Here is a 16,311-nt window from a genome sequence, read left to right on the forward strand (position 1 = left end):
GCCGGCTTCTAATGGGTCATCCGATTCGACCAGAACCAGCCGCGCTTCACCGCCGTTGAAAAGATGGGTAAACAGCGTCGCGAAGTTGGCGTTAACCTGTTCAAACGCTGTCAGCAGGCGTTCGCGCCCCTCGCGATTTAGGCCAGCGATACCGGAGCGAAGCTTTTTGATCGCTTCTTCGAGGTCGAGTTTCTCTTGCGCCAACGCGTCGTATTCATCGGACACCGACTTCGCGTCTTCCTCGGCGCGAAGGTTGACGGCGCCCAAAGCCTCGCGTTGCCGTTTCAGGCGCTGCACATCGGTGTCGAGAGTTTCTGCGTCCGGCATCTTGTCGGGATCGACCTTCAGCGTGTCGAGCAGTTGATCGGGAGTGGCACCCTGTTCCTCGGCGATACGTTCTGCGGCGAGATTAACCGATTCGCGGGCGGCTTCGGTGCGGGCCTCGGCGCGAGCGCGAGATTCACGGGCTTCGCCGGCCAGCTTTTCGCCCTCACGTTCGGTATCGCGGGCATTGCGGAGCGCGGCCTCGGCGAAGGAAAGCGCATTGGCGGCGATGGTGCGACGGGCCTCGGCCTCGCTGATCGCATCGCCGAGTTCTTCACGCTTGATGGCGATTTCTTCGGGCGCGGCAGAGGCATCGGCAAGCTCTTCCTGCGTCTCGGCGCGGCGCTCGGCCAGCTCGGCGATACGTTTTGCGGCGGTGTCCAGGCGGTGTTTCCAGCCCGAGAGTTCCTTGACCGCTTCTTGACGGCGCCGCACGCGGGCTTCGCCTTCGCGGCGCAGTTCGTCATGCGCAGAACGTCGCGACATCATGGTGATGCGGGCGGCTTCGACGGTGAGTTTCGCAGCCTCCACGCCTTCGCGGGCGGAGTCGAGATCGGGGAGATCTTCTTCGGCGGCGATGGCGGATTCCAGACGCTCGCGGGCCTCGGAAACCTCAGCTTGATAGCGTTCGATCGACAGTCGGGCAGCGTCTAACTTGCCACCGGAAATCGATTTATCGGCCTCGGCACGGGCGGCCATACGGTTGGCTTCCGATACGCGTGTGTCGGCGACGCGACGGGCATCCCGCGCGATCTGGTCGGCGCGGGACAGTTCCGCCAAGCGGTTTTGCAACTGTGCATGTGCCTGTGAAGCACCTTCGGCGCGGGCGGTTATTTCTTCAAGATCGCGCTTTAATGCGGTCAGACGATTTAGTTGTTGCAGGCGCAGGGCGGCGGCAGAGGGGGCATCTTCGGCCCCGGCGCGGAAGCCGTCCCAGCGCCAAAGATCGCCTTCGCGGGAAACGAGGCGCTGACCGGGTTGCAGATCGGTTTGCAAGCGGGGGCCATCGGCGCGGTCAATGAGGCCGATTTGAGCCATCCGACGCGAGAGAACATCGGGGGCTTGCACGTGGTTTGACAGCGCGACGCTGGCAGCGGGCAGGGGCTGCGAAGTGGCGTAGTCGGGCAGCGCGACCCAGCCGGAGCGTTTGTCGCCTGCGACCTCGGGCGCGCGCAAATCGTCAGCGAGGGCCGCGCCGATAGCCTTTTCCAAGCCGGGTTCGACCACCAGCAGATCCAGCAGTTGGTGGCCCGCTTGGGCTTCGCGCTGGACCAGGCGGGTCAGGGCCGCGACTTCGGCGCGCAGGGCATTGGCCTCACCCTCGGCCTCGGATTTGGCGGCGCGGGCTTCGGCTTCACGGCGTTGAACTTCACCGCGCGCATCTTCGGCGACAAGTAGCGCCTCTTCGGCAGCTTCGGCAGCCTCGGTTGCGGAAATCTGGGATTCTTCTGCGGTCTCAAAGGCTTCGGCTGCGGTTTCCAGTGCGGATGCTGCGGTTGTAACCGCTTCTGCCGCGCGCGCCGCTTCGGTTTCGGCCTTTTGCAGAGCGGTTTTGGTGTCAGCCAACATGCGTTGCACCGACTGGTGACGGGCTGCCAGACGTGCGGCATCCTCGGTGGCTTGCGACAGCACGCCTTCGCGATCGGTCAGCACCGCCGACGCTTCGCGCGCCAGTTCTGAGGCTTCGGTCAGCCGATCTTCGTGGCCGTCGTGCAGCCGCAACAGCTGTTCAATTTCCCATTCGAGACGGCCGATAACCTCGCCTGCATCTCGGTTCAGGCTGGCTTCCCGCTCGGCATCGCGGTCGAGTTCGGCGATGCGGTTGCGCAGGGTTTCGATCATCGCGCGGGCGCGGGCTTCCTGGTCGCCAAGCTGGTCGCGCTGTAGCATCAGGCGTTGCAGGATGGCGGCAGCGATAGCCGCTTCTTCGCGCAAGGGCGGCAGCGCATCTTCGGCGGTCTCACGCTGTTTGGCGGCGAGACGGGCGGCGGCTTCGGCTTGTGCGGCTTGGGTTAAGCGCTGGCGCAGCAGGCCATCAGCCTCGGCGCGCGCAAGTTCGGCCTCACGCCAGCGACGATACAAAAGCTGCCCCTCTGCGCGGCGAAGTTCCTCGCCGATTTCACGGTAGCGGGCCGCTTGTTTGGCTTGCCGGGTCAGTTGTGAGAGCTGCTGCGCCATCGATTCCAGCACATCATCGACGCGCAGAAGGTTGGTTTCGGCACCGGTGAGCTTCAGTTCAGCTTCATGCCGACGTGCATAAAGGCCAGAAATTCCGGCGGCTTCTTCCAAAATGCGGCGGCGGGCTTTTGGCTTGGCGTTGATCAGTTCGGAAATCTGGCCCTGGCGCACCAAAGCGGGCGAGTGCGACCCGGTGGAAGCATCGGCAAACAGCATTTGCACATCGCGGGCGCGCAGATCTTTGGTGTTCAGCTTATAGGCCGAACCGGCATCGCGGGTGATACGGCGGGTGATTTCAATCGTATCGGAATCGTTAAAGCCCGAGGGTGCGAGCCGGTCGGAATTGTCCAGCACCAGTGCGACCTCGGCAAAATGCCGCGCGCCGCGGGTGGCGGCGCCGTTGAAAATTACATCCTCCATGCCGCCGCCACGCATCGCAGAAGCGCGGTTTTCGCCCATCACCCAGCGCATCGCTTCCAAGAGATTGGACTTGCCGCAACCGTTCGGCCCGACCACCCCGGTCAGCCCGTCATGGATGACCAGATCGGTCGGATCCACAAAGCTTTTGAAGCCATTCAGCCGCAGCTTGGTAAAGCGCAAATCGGTATGTCCTGATTCCGTTGGAGCGGTATGATTACGGCGCAGCAGAGCTTAGTCAACGTAAGGTCGCAGGATATGGGCTGCGATTGGCGATTATCCCCAAGATATTGACGTGATTGTTGGCAGCAACCGTCGAAGCCTCCGGCGGGAATATTTAAGTCAGTATGAAACTGATCGCGTGGTTTTGCATTGGTAGCTGGGCAGAATGTTGAGTTGCCGAGCCAGCCCACGAAAGGAGCTTGCGAATGACCCCACCTTATTCTGGGCATTGCCTATGTGGTGCGACACGATTTCGATGCACTGCGGCACCGATCTGGCAAAGCCATTGCCATTGCGAAAGCTGTCGGCGCGCGTGTTCTTCGGCATTCACTTCGTTCTTTGGCGTTGCCGATGGCGCTTGGAAATGGACGGGCGCCACCCCTGCAACTTATGCGTCATCGCCCGGTGTTTGGCGGGATTTCTGTGCGGCTTGCGGCGCGCAAGTGGCGTATCGGTCGGAACGGTTTCCGGGTGAGATTCATTTTTATGCGGCATTGCTGGATGACCCCAGCATTTATGCGCCTGAGGAGCATGTTTTCATTGCTGAAAAGCTGCCGTGGATACATTTGGCCGATGGATTGCCTCAGCGATGATGCCAAGAAGCTAGGCGAGGTGCGGGCGGAAGACGGCAACGATTTCTTCGTAGACCTTGCGTTTGAACGGCACCATGGAGGCGATCAGTTCGTCGGCACCGATCCAGCGCCATTTTGAAAACTCGGGGTGATCGGAGGTGATGTTGACCTGAGCGTCCGTCCCCAAATAGCGGAACAGAAACCATTTTTGCCGCTGGCCGCGATATTTGCCGCCCCAGACTTTGCCCAACAATTCGGGCGGCAAATCGTAGGTCACCCAATCGTCGGTCTTGGCAATAAACTCCACCAGATCAGCGGTGACGCCGGTTTCTTCCCACAACTCTCGCAAGGCGGCCGCGCGGGGCTTTTCGCCGTCATCAATGCCACCCTGCGGCATTTGCCAAGCGGGCACCGGATTATCCAAACGCTGACCGGCAAAGATCAGGCCAGCCGCGTTGATCAACACGACGCCGACGCAGGGGCGGTAGGGCAGGGTTTGGGGATCGACGGTCATGGGAATTATCCAAAAATTTGCCGCGCTAAAGCTGAGACTTAGCGCGGCAAAGGGTTGCATCTGTCGATGGGTTACGGTGTTGGCGCGACTGCGTTCAAGCCGCGCAGAATATCCACCGCATAGGCCAGCTGATAATCTTCATCGCGCAGCTTGGCGGCTTCTTCGGTGCGCGCACGCTCATCCTCTAACTGCTTTTTCTCATCGTCGGTCATAGAATCATTGGTGATCGCACCGCGCAGAGACGCTTCTGTGCGCTGCTTGATTTGATCGTCCGCTGCCTTCGCCTCGGTGCCTTCGGCTTCTGGATCAACAATGGGCTGGTTCACCACGATATCTGGCATCACGCCCAAAGACTGGATGGAGCGGCCCGACGGGGTGTAATAGCGCGCGGTGGTCAGACGCATAGCACCCTCACCTTTGAGCGGGATCAGCGTTTGTACCGAGCCCTTACCGAAGCTGCGAGTACCGACAACAATCGCCCGACGGTGATCTTGCAGCGCGCCTGCCACGATCTCTGAAGCTGAAGCCGAGCCACCGTTGATCAACACCACGAGGGGTTTGCCGACCGCCAAATCACCCGGCGTCGCATTCTCACGCGAGCTGTCTTCAGCGTTGCGACCCCGGGTCGAGACGATTTCGCCTTCGTTCAAGAACGCATCCGAGGTGAGGATCGCTTGTTTCAGCAAGCCACCGGGATTGTTGCGCAGATCAATCACGAAGCCATTGATTTTATCCATGCCGCCAGCTTCTTCCGCCAGCTTTTTGATGCCGTCCTGGATACCCGGATAGGTTTGGTCATTGAACGACGAAACCCGCATCACGCCGATGTTGCCGACCAAGCGCGATTTAACAGCCGCGACTTTAATGGTGTCGCGGATGATGGAAACGTCAAACGGCTCTTTTACACCTTCGCGCACTACCGAGATCAGAATTTCCGATCCGATCGGGCCGCGCATCTTATCAACGGCTTCGTCCAGCGTCAGACCCTGGACATTTTCACCGTCGACCGAAGTGATGAAGTCACCCGGTTTGATGCCCGCTTTATCCGCAGGCGTGCCATCCATCGGCGAGACGACTTTGATATAGCCTTCTTCCATCGTGACTTCGATGCCAAGCCCGCCAAACTCACCGCGCGTCTGGGTGTTCATATCGTCAAAAGCTTTGGCATTAAGATAACTGGAATGCGGGTCAAGCGAGGTCAACATGCCGTTGATCGCGGCTTCAACCAGCAATTTGCTGTCCACATCTTCGACATATTGCGCGCGGATGCGTTCAAAAATATCGCCGAACAGGTCGAGCTGTTCATAGACCGAGGCGTTTTTCGTCGCATCTTGCGCGATCAGCGGGCCGGCCACCTGCGTCGTCAAAACGCCGCCTGCAATCGAGCCGCACAGTGCCGCGATAATCATTTTCTTCATCGGCTCGTCCTATTCCTCTGCTTTGGCCGTTGCCGCGAACCACTGCATCGGGTCCACTGGTTTCGCACCTTGCCTCATCTCTATGTAAAGCGTTTCCGTCTCGCGTCCGCCACTGCCTTCTTTAGCTGGCGCGAGAAGATCGCCACTTCCCGCCGCAGCTCCACCCATCAAGCCGAGTGCCGCGCCCTTCGCAATCACTTCGCCCACTTCGCCATACACCTGATCGAGCCCGCCCAGAACCAAAAGATAGCCACCGCCGGGCTCTATAATCATCACGTTTCCGTAGTCGAGCAAGGGTCCACGATACCGGATGGTCGCAGCCCAAGGGCTGGTGACGAGGGCAGCGGGGCGGGTGGCCAACGTCATGCCGGGGCGAGCGACACCGCGCACATCGGTTTCATTGGGTTTCAGTAGCAAGGTTCCGAGGGCGGGCAGATCAAGTTTGCCTTGCTGATCGGCAAATGTGGCATTGCCAGTGTCGTCCAAGGCGAGGCCCGCAGCAAAGGCTTCCAGCGTGTCGGCGGACTCGAGCAGGCCCTTCAGCACATCAGGGTCTTCGGTGAAACGTTTCGGGAGTTTGGTGCGGTCTGATATGGCTTGGCTTAGATCAGAGCGCGCGACTTGCGCCGCTGCGAGACCTTGGCCCAAAGTGTCGCCCGCAGCTTTTTGCAAGCGGCGCAGGTCGGAGAGTTCCTGCAATTGCCCTTTCAGATCATTGACTTCGGCCTGCAATGCCGGCGTCACGTCGGCGAGCATCATGCCTGAGCGCACGGTGCCCAAAGGCCCGGTTGGGTGAAGCAAGAGCAGTGGACCCGGTTCAGCATCAATGCGCGACAGTACGCCCAAAAGTTGCGCAATCCGGTCGCGTTTGGTTTGAAATTGCAGGGTGAGGGCGGTTTCGCGCAGTTCCGCTTGCCGCAGGGCTTCGCGCAATGCCGCGAGCCCTTCCTCGTAAGCCTTGATGGTTTGGGTTAATGCGGCCACGCGATCCTTCGCACCTTCGGCAGCTTGCAATGCAGCTACGGCTTGCTGCAATTCGGCACTCGCCCGCGCCGCATCTTCGGCCACGCCGGATACGGCCGCCGAGGCGGTCAGCACCACAAGCAAGGCGGCTTTGAGCATCATGCCAGCATAAGGCTCCGCCCGGTCATCTCGGGTGGTTGCGGCAAATCCATCAGCGCCAGAATCGTTGGCGCGAGGTCGCCGAGCCGTCCACCATCGCGCAACGCCGCCCCCACGGGCCCGCCGACCAGCACAACTGGCACCGGATTGACCGTATGGGAGGTGTGTGGCCCGCCTGTTATCGGATCAATCATCATCTCGCAGTTGCCATGATCGGCGGTGACAATCATCGCGCCGCCCGCAGCCTCCAGCGCCACCAAAGCGCGGCCGAGGCCAATATCTACCGCCTCACATGCCTTGATCGCCGCCGTAAGACTGCCAGTATGACCGACCATATCGGGGTTGGCGAAGTTGACCACGATCAGATCGTATCCCTTCTCAATCGCCATCACGAGGTTATCGGACACCTCCACCGAGGACATTTCGGGCTGCAAATCATAGGTCGCCACTTTGGGCGATTTCGGCATAGCGCGGTCTTCGCCTTCAAACGGAGCCTCTCGACCGCCATTCAGAAAGAACGTGACATGCGGGTATTTCTCGGTTTCGGCGAGGCGAAACTGCGTGCGCCCTTGCATCGCCACCCATTCGCCCAAAGTGTTGGAAATGCTACGCTTTGGGTAAGCCGTTGCCATGTAAAGGTTATGATCTTCGGAATACTCCACCATCCCCAACATCGATGCCCAAACCGGGCGATCCCCGGTGGCAAAGCCCGCAAAGCCCGGAGCCGCCAGCGCGCCTAAAATCTCCCGCGAGCGATCCGAGCGGAAGTTCAGGCAGAACACGCCGTCGCCATCAATCGCACCCTGATAACCGTCGATGACTGTGGGCGCGATGAATTCGTCCATCTCACCCTTGGCATAAGATTGCGCCACCGCCTGTGCGGGGGTCTCGGCGTGCTCGCCATTGCCCATCATCATCGCATCATAGGCGCGCTGCACCCGCTCCCACCGATTGTCACGATCCATCGCCCAATACCGCCCGATCACCGTGGCGACTTTCGCGCCCGCTGGCAGTTGCACCATCAGCATGTCGATGAACTCGGCAGCGGATGAGGGCGACACATCGCGGCCATCGGTGATTGCGTGCAAGGCCACCGGAACGCCCAGCGCGGTAATGGTCCGGCAGGCGGCAATCACATGGGTGATATGGCCGTGCACGCCGCCATCCGAAACCATGCCGATCAGATGCGCGGTGCCGCCCGAGGCTTTCATTTTCGCGACAAAATCTAGTAGCGAGGGATTGGTGGCAAAGCTGCCATCCTCTACCGCGAGATCAATCGCACCCAGATCCATCGCGACGACCCGACCCGCGCCGATATTGGTGTGGCCGACTTCCGAATTGCCCATCTGCCCGGTTGGCAGCCCGACATCCGGGCCAAAGGTGATCAGCGTCGAGTGCGGACACGTCGCCCAAATCCGATTGAAGTTCGGCACATTGGCCTGCGCAGGCGCGCTGGAGGTCGGATCGGCATTGATCCCCCAGCCATCCAGAATGCACAGAACAATGGGTTTGCGGGACATGAAGCGGCCTTTCCAATGCGTCAGACGCTTCTAGCGTTGCGGGGGGCGCAGAGCAACGGTTGCGCAGGGTTCGGGTTAGAGCGGATCACCGAGGACTGGGATTGTGGCACCTTCGGTGAGGCGTCCTGCGATATTGATCGTCTCGTTGCACAGGAAATTGGTATCAGTTTCATAGATATGCCGGACGCCAGCGAGGATCGGGTCGTGGGTTGAGGGACGCAGCGCGCAATAGGCAGCACCGTAAAGCGGCCAAATTTGAGTAAACAACCCAGCCTTATCGCCACGTTTCAGCACGTTCAGGAGCAAAATTGCGGTGCAGCCTTCAAATCCCGGCGCGCTGTCCATCCCTGCCCTTAGTTCAACAACTTCGGACGGATACTTAACTTCGCCCTCCGGAAATATCCCGTCGCGCTTACCGATCACATCCATCAGCGCGGCGAAGTGCTGCTCAACTGCATCGCCCCGGTCGGCTTGCGCCACCGCATATAATTCATCCCGCCGCATGGAACGCGCAATCCGCAGCAGTGGCGCGGCAATCTCGGCGGGTTTCCGCGTCTGGCAGTCTGCATCGGTGGGCGGTGTTTGCAATGTGAGCGTAGCCAATTCGGCGGTCCTTCGCAGCCCGTTCGCCACGGCCGCCCGCAAAGTTGTCGGCCAATCGCGCAAGAACTTGCAAGCGTGTTCCCAAGCCTCAACCAACAACCCGGAAACCTGCCGCCGCTGCAAAACATCGGCCAGCAGGACCACAACGGCCAATTCAAAGCCCTCGGCTTGGGTGATCGCAATCGTCTCCAGCCCGTCCAGCAGAGCCAAAGTCTCCTCACGCTGAAACCGAAAGCCATCGTCGCGCAACTGGGCAAATGCCTCACCCGTCTCGCGCAGCGTCAACCCCGATGCCTCGGCCACCGCCGCCAAATGCTGCGCCAGCAAAGGTTTCACATGATGCACAAGATCGCTGACCGCCTGCACTGTGCGAAAACTGTTGTCGCTCATCCCCGCCCCCTATGCCCGATGATACGGCCCACCGCCGAGAATCGTTGCGGCGCGGTACAACTGCTCCGCCAGCATCACCCGCACCAGCATATGCGGCCAGACCATGCGGCCGAAACTTAGGGAAAATCTCGCTTTTGCGCGCAACGAAGGATCAATCCCATCCGCGCCGCCGATCACAAAGGCCACATCCTGCCGCCCGCTATCGCGCCAGCTTGCCAGCATTTCTGCGAACTCGGGTGACGATAAAACCTTGCCGCGCTCATCTAACGTCGCAATCAGCGCGCCAGCCGGAATAGCCCGCTCTAGCAACACAGCTTCCGCTGCCATGCCGAGGTTCTTCTTATCCTCGACCTCAAGCTCCGCCACCGGGCCGAGGCTTAACGCCCGCCCGGTGCGATCCAGCCGCATATAGTAGTCATCTACCAGATCACGCTCGGGTCCAGCCCTCAGCCGTCCCACCGCACAGACATGCAGCCGCAAGGTTTACGCCCCGCGATGCGCGCTGCCCGGAAGCCACATCTTTTCAAGGTCATAGAACTCGCGCACTTCGGGGCGGAAGACGTGGACGATCACATCGCCCGCATCAATCAGCACCCAATCGCCGGTTTCCTTGCCCTCCATCTTGGCCGACAAATGGAACTGCTCTTTCAAGCGATCCGCCAGCTTTTCGGAAATCGAGCCGACTTGCCGGGTGGAGCGACCCGAGCAAATAACCATGTAATCGGCTACATCCGAACGCCCGCGCAGATCAATCTGCACGATCTCCTCGGCTTTATCGTCATTAACCGAGGCCAGCACGGAAGCCAGCAGATCTTCGGCGGTGTAATCGTCAGAGGCGCGGGTTGCGCGCGGGCCAACCGGAAGGCCGGTGGCGGGATCAGAGTGCGACAGGACAAAGTCCTCCAAATAGCGCGCCGATGCGGCCCCGGCGCAGGGCCCCGAAACCGGGACAATGCCAGCCTATCATTGCAGGGCAACAATCTCAACGGCGGGGCAAGACGCGCGCATAACGGTCTGTGCAGCCATTCGCAAGGGGAATTTGCCTTTTTAGGCAGCGCGCCTGACCGAAAATTGAGCGTAAAGCTATGCGCTGGAAGCATGGGCGCACGGCTAATGCATAGCTACACATTCATGCTGCGACGCAGCATATTGCGGGCAGGGAGGGTAAACGGAGTAAACGCTATGACAAGACTACTGAAACTACTGCCGCGACGCAAAACGCGCCATGAGGCAGAACTTGAATATCTGAACGGCGCAGTCAGCATCTACGATCTGGAGTGCCGCGAACGCGAAATCCAAGCCGGAAGATTTGCGCACTACTGATTGCGCGTCCACTAAGCTCGCGCCATGCTACCTTGCATCGGGGGCGATTCCGCCCCCGGATGCCGACAAGCCGCGTAACCTCGGCCATATATCCCTGAATGTGTTATGCCTCGACCCTTGCTTGCAAGGCGCGATAGGCGTATATCATCGGCATGATCCGGTTTTTTGACATTGCTGACCATGATCGCCTGCCGTGGCGGTTTTACGGGGCCACCCGCGCCATTCTAGCGCACGTCTGATCGGTTTGCCGGGCCCCCAGTTTTTGGGAAGTGCCCCGCCTCGTCTTTTCCCTTTTTTCCAATCCCGAGGATGAGCCAGCCATGACCGCTCGCACGCTCTATGACAAAATCTGGGACGATCACGTCGTCCACCAAGCCGATGACGGCACCTGTCTGCTGTATATCGACCGCCATTTGGTGCATGAAGTGACCAGCCCACAAGCCTTTGAAGGTCTGCGGATGACCGGTCGAAAAGTGCGCAGTCCCGAAAAAACCATTGCTGTTCCAGACCATAACGTGCCGACGACTTTGGACCGCGCAAATGCTGCGACGATGACCGAAGACAGTCGGATTCAGGTGCAGGCTTTGGACCAGAACGCGAAGGATTTCGGTATCCATTACTATCCGGTATCGGATGTGCGCCAAGGCATCGTGCATATTGTTGGGCCTGAACAGGGTTGGACCCTGCCGGGGATGACCGTGGTGTGTGGCGATTCGCATACCGCCACGCATGGCGCGTTTGGATCGTTGGCGCATGGTATCGGCACCTCGGAAGTCGAGCATGTGCTCGCGACGCAAACGCTGATCCAGCGCAAGGGCAAGAACATGAAGGTGGAAATCACCGGATCATTGCGCCCCGGTGTGACTGCCAAAGATATTACGATGGCGGTGATTGGCGAAACCGGCACAGCTGGCGGCACCGGCTATGTCATTGAATACTGTGGCCAAGCCATCCGTGAGTTGTCGATGGAAGGCCGCATGACGGTCTGCAACATGGCGATTGAGGGCGGCGCGCGCGCTGGTCTGATCGCGCCGGACGAGAAAACCTACGCCTATTGCATGGGCCGCCCACACGCCCCGAAAGGTGAGGCTTGGGAGGCTGCGGTGGCTTATTGGAAAACGCTGTTCACCGATGAAGGCGCGTTTTTCGACAAGGTTGTGACGATCAAAGCAGAAGACATCGCACCCTTGGTAACATGGGGCACTTCGCCCGAGGACGTGCTGCCGATCACTGCCGTGGTGCCCTCGCCTTCGGATTTCACTGGCGGCAAAGTTGAGGCTGTGCAGCGGGCTTTGGACTATATGGGCCTCGTTCCCGGCCAAAAACTGTCGGATATCAAGATCGACACGGTGTTCATCGGGTCTTGCACCAATGGCCGGATTGAGGATTTGCGGGCCGCGGCGGCGATCCTGAAGGGGAAGAAGAAGAAAGACGGCATCCGCGCGATGGTTGTTCCGGGCTCTGGTTTGGTGCGGGCGCAGGCAGAGGCCGAGGGCTTGGCGCAAATCTTCATTGACGCGGGCTTTGAATGGCGTCTGGCGGGTTGCTCGATGTGCTTGGCGATGAACCCTGACCAGCTTGCGCCGGGTGAACGGTGTGCTGCCACCTCAAATCGCAACTTCGAGGGCCGTCAGGGCCGTGGCGGGCGCACCCATTTGCTGTCGCCCGGCATGGCAGCTGCCGCTGCAATCACGGGCCATCTGACCGACGTGCGCGAAATGATGGCGGAAATCGCATGAGCAGCGATAGCTTATTCCGGTTTGTGAACTTCGCTCGCCGATTTGAGGACCTCGTCCCCGTCTTGTTGCACGATGCGGTAGGCGGGTTCGGCTTTGCTCGCGTTTCGAGTGACTTCGGCACCTTTCAACGTCAGGGTGATCTTGCTGCGGTAGACCTCGGCGATCTTTCCCGTCGCGGTGCCTTTGCCCCACGCCCACGAGACCTTCGATCCTTTGCGAAACGTCATGGCACCCGTCCTGTTTTGCCTGCGACAAACAACTCAATTCCGGCTGCGGGGGTTCCTTGCGCCGCAGACTTCCAACCGAGGTAATTCCGATGCAATCCTTTACAACCCTCACCGGGATCGCTGCACCGATGCAGTTGGTTAATATCGACACCGATATGATCATCCCAAAGCAGTTCCTGAAGACCATTAAGCGCTCGGGCCTTGGGGTGAACCTGTTTGACGAGATGCGCTATAATCTCGACGGCAGCGAAATCGCAGATTTTGTGCTGAACCAGCCTGCCTATCGTCAGGCCGAGATCATCGTGGCGGGCGACAATTTCGGCTGCGGCTCCAGCCGTGAACATGCGCCTTGGGCTTTGCTGGATTTCGGCATTCGCTGCGTCATCAGCACCTCGTTCGCCGACATCTTCTATAACAACTGTTTCAAGAACGGCATTCTGCCGATCGTGATGCCGCAGGAAGTGGTCGATGTGCTGATGGCGGATGCCCGCAAAGGGGCCAACGCGCGGCAGACCATTGATCTAGTCAGCCAGACCGTGACCACCTCGGATGGTCAGGTGTTTGGGTTTGAGGTTGACGCCCACCGCAAGCACTGTCTGATCAATGGTTTGGACGATATAGGGCTGACTTTGGAAAAAGCTGCCGCAATCGGTTCATTCGAGAAAAAGAACGCGGCGCTGCACCCTTGGGCCTGAGTTTCTACAAACCACTACATATAGGGCCACCCTGCGGGGTGGCCTTTTTGTTACCGCCAGTTTGATTCAATCCTGCAACACATTCACCACGGAATCGCCACACTGCTTACCGATCATTAACCCAACTGTTGCCGACCATGCGGAAAGAAGGCAAGAATTGGGCAATATTGAGGCAACCCGCCTTAAAGTGCGGGATATCTTCGGAAACCTAGCTTGGCATAGTACCAAGCAGGACCGATTGAAGGGTGGCAGGGCAGTGGTTTCGCGGCTAACAGGCGCGATCGTTCGCATGATATTGGTGATGGTGCTGGTCGCCGCGCCTTCTGTGCTTTTGGTCGATGTGACGGCAGATGCCAAACAGATGGTGGCGCTTGTGGCGCTGTTCATCGGGCTTTTGACCTTTGTAGAATACAATGCGACCTACCCGAGTATGGTCGAATTCCGCGACGCGCCACCGTTCAATCGAGTGCGATTCTTGATGCTGCTGGCGACGGTCGTCTCGCTGTCCATGATCGCGCGCGGCAAGATCCGGCCCTCAACTTTGACCGACTTCACCGATGCCGTTGGCACGCTGATCGGCATGTCGATGGATTTTCCGTATAGCCCGGTGCGGCTGGCGACGCTGATGGTCGCCAATGATGCCACGGTTGAGCAAATCGCCTCTGTGCGGACGGCAGCGGGCATGGCCTATCTGATCTCTCTGATCTCATTGTCAATTTTTGTGGTGCTCTTAAAGGCGGGGCGCTGGCCAAGCCGATCAAAAGCCTTCAACGTCTGGGTTAATTTGCCAACATTTGACCCAACAGCCGGGGCCGATGTGGTGACGCGGCTGACGAGAGACGCGCGCATTAACATTGCGTTAGGGTTTTTGCTGCCATTCTTGATTCCAGCGGTGGTGAAGATCGCGTCGACAGGGTTTGAGCCGTTGACGCTGACTTCGCCACAAACCTTGATCTGGACGATGACGGCATGGGCTTTTCTACCCGCCAGCTTGTTCATGCGCGGCATTGCGATGGGACGCATTGCCGACATGATCACCGAAACCCGCGCAGCAAATATGCTGGGCGAGGATGGCAAGCGCTATGCGCCTGCCTGATATGGCTGTGCGCCTGGCCAACTATGGCCGATCTGCGTGTTGCCACGTATAACATCGACCTATGGGCCAAAGGCCCTGGCTTGGCGCTGCAGTCTTTGCAACGTGGTGACAATCCGTCGCAACTTGCTGCCGTTCAGGTGATCGTGGCACTGGATGCCGACGTGCTGCTGCTGACCGGCATTGACTATGATCTTCACGGCGACACGATTTCGGCGCTTGAAAAGCGGCTGGCCGAGGCGGGGGCTCCTTATCGCTACCGCCTGCCACTCCGGCCGAATACTGGCATTGCCACTGGCCTCGATCTCGATGGCAACGGTATTTTAGGCGAGCCGCGCGATGCCCAAGCCTATGGCCGCTGGGCCGGGGAGGGCGGTATGGCCATCCTGTCTCGGCTGCCGATTGATACCGCGCATATACGCGATTTTAGCGGTCTGCTATGGGCGGACCTGCCCGGCAACATGATGCCGCCTGACACGTCGGCGGCGCAACTTCTGTCCAGCACTGGCGCTTATGAGGTGCCCATCACCATGCCTGATGGCTCCAGCCTGAGGTTGCTCGCCTACTACGCAAGCCCGCCGATTTTTGATGGACCGGAGGATCGCAACGGTCGGCGCAACCACGACGAAACCGCCTTTTGGCTGCGGTTGTTGGCGGGCGATTTAGCCTTCAAGCCGCCTGAGCCACCCTTCGTCATTCTCGGCCAAAGCAACCTTGATCCTGCCGATGGTGGCGGTCGCAAGCAGGCGATCACTGCACTCCTGCGCCATTCGGCCCTGCAAGACCCAGCCCCTCGCGGACAGTCAACGCGTCACGATCCGGGCCAATCGGGCGATCCAGCGCTGGATACCGCGCTTTACCCCAAAATCGGCGGCCTACGGGTAGAGGTGATTTTGCCATCGAAAGACCTGCATGTCAGCGGGGCGGGGGTGGTGTGGCCGCCTGATGCCGACCCCACCGCCGTCACGCTGACCGCTGCTTCACGCCATCACCCGCTCTGGGTTGATCTCGCGCCCTAACCCCGCCACTCGCAGCTGGGCAGCGGCAACTTCTGCAAGCTTGGTGACTTGGAAATGCGGCGACACTGATTTCAGCGTTGTGCCGTCCAAGCAATGCGGCAGATCGTATAGATAACGCATCTCACGCATTTCTCGCGCCAGTTCCCAGAACGGTGCAGCCAAGCCGAGAATCCACCAAGGAAACCTGCCCAAACGAAAGCTCTGCCCGGTTTGCTGCTGAAAGCTGTCGGCCAGCTCTTGCATAGTGAACGTCAACCCGGCGAACGGAATATCTGCAAACCGGGTCAACGAGCCGCGAATTTCGGCCAGAGCCACCGCTGCGCGCGCCATATCCGGCAGATAAGCATAGGCGCGCGGCACGTTTGGATCACCAAAGGCTACAATTTTTCGCTTGGCCAAGCTGCGTAGCGCAATGCCCATGCCCTGCGTCTTGCCAGCGGCGTCAATGAAATCGCCACCGCGCAGCAGGATCACTGGTAAACCGCTGGCACGGTATTCTGCCTCCATTTGCACCCCCACAGCGCCTTTTCGTGTGTTGGGCTTTTGCGGCGTCGATGGCCCCCAAGGCCGAGCGCGCGTTCCGTAATTATAAACACTCCCCGGAACGATCAGCGTGGCACCACTGGCCCGCGCCGCTGCAATCGCCTGCGCGGTGATCTCGGGCACCAACCGCGCCCAATCGTGATACATTGGCGGGTTCATCGCATTAACGATCACATCCGCACCCTGCGCGGCCTGCACCATATCAGTGCCGCGCTGATAGCGCCGCACTTCCCAGCCCGCCGCCGCAAAAGCTTTTGCCGTATGCGAGCCAAACAGCCCGGACGCCCCTGCTACCAAAACCACTGCCATTTTCATTCTCCTATGTTCCGAGGTGAAATTAGCAGCCCGACGCCATTCATAACATTGGCAACCATCGCAGATGTGGTATTCAG

Annotated in this window: 16 protein-coding genes; 6 read left to right on the forward strand and 10 right to left on the reverse strand. The window is 59.6% G+C overall.

All coding sequences use genetic code 11. The annotated features are described in order from the left end of the window. Positions 1–3,102 (reverse strand): chromosome segregation protein SMC (gene smc, locus JWS10_RS06040; protein ID WP_299505513.1); only part of this gene is annotated, 3,102 nt, incomplete at its 3' end. 245 nt (positions 3,103–3,347) lie between these two features. Here smc and JWS10_RS06045 point away from each other — a divergent pair. Beyond that, complete coding sequence (locus JWS10_RS06045) at positions 3,348–3,734, forward strand: GFA family protein (RefSeq protein ID WP_299505514.1); 387 nt, start codon at positions 3,348–3,350, stop codon at positions 3,732–3,734. Positions 3,735–3,744: 10 nt separating this feature from the next. Here the strand turns inward: JWS10_RS06045 and JWS10_RS06050 are convergent, their stop codons facing one another. From JWS10_RS06050 to rsfS, 7 genes are all read right to left on the reverse strand, one after another. Beyond that, positions 3,745–4,233 carry an RNA pyrophosphohydrolase gene (locus tag JWS10_RS06050; protein WP_299505640.1) on the reverse strand — a complete coding sequence of 163 codons (489 nt, stop codon included), beginning with the start codon at positions 4,231–4,233 and terminating at the stop codon, positions 3,745–3,747. Positions 4,234–4,298: 65 nt separating this feature from the next. Beyond that, the gene (locus JWS10_RS06055) at positions 4,299–5,645 is read right to left on the reverse strand and encodes a S41 family peptidase (protein ID WP_299474371.1); all 1,347 of its coding nucleotides are present in this window, start codon (positions 5,643–5,645) and stop codon (positions 4,299–4,301) included. A gap of 9 nt (positions 5,646–5,654) precedes the next feature. Then, entirely contained in the window at positions 5,655–6,767 is a 1,113-nt protein-coding gene (locus JWS10_RS06060; RefSeq protein WP_299505642.1) for a peptidoglycan DD-metalloendopeptidase family protein, read from the reverse strand. Then, positions 6,767–8,287, reverse strand: coding sequence for a 2,3-bisphosphoglycerate-independent phosphoglycerate mutase (gpmI, locus tag JWS10_RS06065; protein ID WP_299505515.1), 1,521 nt, complete (start codon positions 8,285–8,287; stop codon positions 6,767–6,769). The genes JWS10_RS06060 and gpmI overlap by 1 nt, the downstream gene beginning before the upstream one ends. A gap of 75 nt (positions 8,288–8,362) precedes the next feature. Next, a complete protein-coding gene (locus JWS10_RS06070) occupies positions 8,363–9,280 on the reverse strand; it encodes a hypothetical protein (protein WP_299505516.1) in 918 nt (305 codons plus the stop codon). 9 nt (positions 9,281–9,289) lie between these two features. Next, positions 9,290–9,760: a 23S rRNA (pseudouridine(1915)-N(3))-methyltransferase RlmH gene (gene rlmH, locus JWS10_RS06075; protein ID WP_299505517.1), complete on the reverse strand. Its 471-nt coding sequence runs from the start codon at positions 9,758–9,760 to the stop codon at positions 9,290–9,292. A gap of 3 nt (positions 9,761–9,763) precedes the next feature. After that, a complete protein-coding gene (gene rsfS / locus JWS10_RS06080) occupies positions 9,764–10,186 on the reverse strand; it encodes a ribosome silencing factor (protein WP_299505518.1) in 423 nt (140 codons plus the stop codon). A gap of 276 nt (positions 10,187–10,462) precedes the next feature. On the opposite strand from rsfS, the gene JWS10_RS06085 reads away from it, so the two are divergent. Next, on the forward strand, positions 10,463–10,603 hold the full coding sequence (locus JWS10_RS06085; protein ID WP_299476304.1) for a hypothetical protein: 141 nt from the start codon (positions 10,463–10,465) through the stop codon (positions 10,601–10,603). A 320-nt stretch (positions 10,604–10,923) separates the two neighbouring features. Then, complete coding sequence (leuC, locus tag JWS10_RS06090) at positions 10,924–12,342, forward strand: 3-isopropylmalate dehydratase large subunit (RefSeq protein ID WP_299505519.1); 1,419 nt, start codon at positions 10,924–10,926, stop codon at positions 12,340–12,342. 11 nt (positions 12,343–12,353) lie between these two features. Here leuC and JWS10_RS06095 read toward each other — a convergent pair whose 3' ends face one another. Then, entirely contained in the window at positions 12,354–12,569 is a 216-nt protein-coding gene (locus JWS10_RS06095) for a DUF2945 domain-containing protein (protein WP_299476298.1), read from the reverse strand. Between the two features lie 89 nt (positions 12,570–12,658). On the opposite strand from JWS10_RS06095, the gene leuD reads away from it, so the two are divergent. The 3 genes from leuD (at position 12,659) to JWS10_RS06110 (ending at position 15,376) form a co-directional block, all read left to right on the forward strand. Further along, a complete protein-coding gene (gene leuD / locus JWS10_RS06100; protein WP_299505520.1) occupies positions 12,659–13,264 on the forward strand; it encodes a 3-isopropylmalate dehydratase small subunit in 606 nt (201 codons plus the stop codon). Positions 13,265–13,553: 289 nt separating this feature from the next. Continuing rightward, entirely contained in the window at positions 13,554–14,360 is an 807-nt protein-coding gene (locus JWS10_RS06105; RefSeq protein ID WP_299476292.1) for a hypothetical protein, read from the forward strand. Between the two features lie 23 nt (positions 14,361–14,383). After that, complete coding sequence (locus tag JWS10_RS06110) at positions 14,384–15,376, forward strand: endonuclease/exonuclease/phosphatase family protein (protein WP_299505521.1); 993 nt, start codon at positions 14,384–14,386, stop codon at positions 15,374–15,376. Here JWS10_RS06110 and JWS10_RS06115 read toward each other — a convergent pair. Further along, positions 15,338–16,228 (reverse strand): epimerase, encoded by an 891-nt coding sequence (locus JWS10_RS06115; protein ID WP_299505522.1) that lies wholly within the window; start codon positions 16,226–16,228, stop codon positions 15,338–15,340. The two genes, JWS10_RS06110 and JWS10_RS06115, sit on opposite strands and share 39 nt — an antisense overlap. Positions 16,229–16,311 lie beyond the last annotated feature (83 nt).

This window comes from Cypionkella sp., from assembly GCF_028290025.1.
In the GTDB taxonomy this organism is placed as follows: Bacteria; Pseudomonadota; Alphaproteobacteria; order Rhodobacterales; family Rhodobacteraceae; genus Cypionkella.

What these genes read in the sequence shown, in the direction of transcription:
- gpmI (WP_299505515.1), bottom strand. Translation starts at nt 8,287, where the DNA reads ATGTCCCGCAAACCCATTGTTCTGTGCATTCTGGATGGCTGGGGGATC.
- leuD (WP_299505520.1), top strand. Translation starts at nt 12,659, where the DNA reads ATGCAATCCTTTACAACCCTCACCGGGATCGCTGCACCGATGCAGTTG.
- JWS10_RS06060 (WP_299505642.1), bottom strand. Translation starts at nt 6,767, where the DNA reads ATGCTCAAAGCCGCCTTGCTTGTGGTGCTGACCGCCTCGGCGGCCGTA.
- JWS10_RS06085 (WP_299476304.1), top strand. Translation starts at nt 10,463, where the DNA reads ATGACAAGACTACTGAAACTACTGCCGCGACGCAAAACGCGCCATGAG.
- JWS10_RS06045 (WP_299505514.1), top strand. Translation starts at nt 3,348, where the DNA reads ATGACCCCACCTTATTCTGGGCATTGCCTATGTGGTGCGACACGATTT.
- JWS10_RS06110 (WP_299505521.1), top strand. Translation starts at nt 14,384, where the DNA reads ATGGCCGATCTGCGTGTTGCCACGTATAACATCGACCTATGGGCCAAA.
- JWS10_RS06070 (WP_299505516.1), bottom strand. Translation starts at nt 9,280, where the DNA reads ATGAGCGACAACAGTTTTCGCACAGTGCAGGCGGTCAGCGATCTTGTG.
- JWS10_RS06095 (WP_299476298.1), bottom strand. Translation starts at nt 12,569, where the DNA reads ATGACGTTTCGCAAAGGATCGAAGGTCTCGTGGGCGTGGGGCAAAGGC.
- JWS10_RS06105 (WP_299476292.1), top strand. Translation starts at nt 13,554, where the DNA reads ATGATATTGGTGATGGTGCTGGTCGCCGCGCCTTCTGTGCTTTTGGTC.
- JWS10_RS06055 (WP_299474371.1), bottom strand. Translation starts at nt 5,645, where the DNA reads ATGAAGAAAATGATTATCGCGGCACTGTGCGGCTCGATTGCAGGCGGC.
- leuC (WP_299505519.1), top strand. Translation starts at nt 10,924, where the DNA reads ATGACCGCTCGCACGCTCTATGACAAAATCTGGGACGATCACGTCGTC.
- JWS10_RS06115 (WP_299505522.1), bottom strand. Translation starts at nt 16,228, where the DNA reads ATGGCAGTGGTTTTGGTAGCAGGGGCGTCCGGGCTGTTTGGCTCGCAT.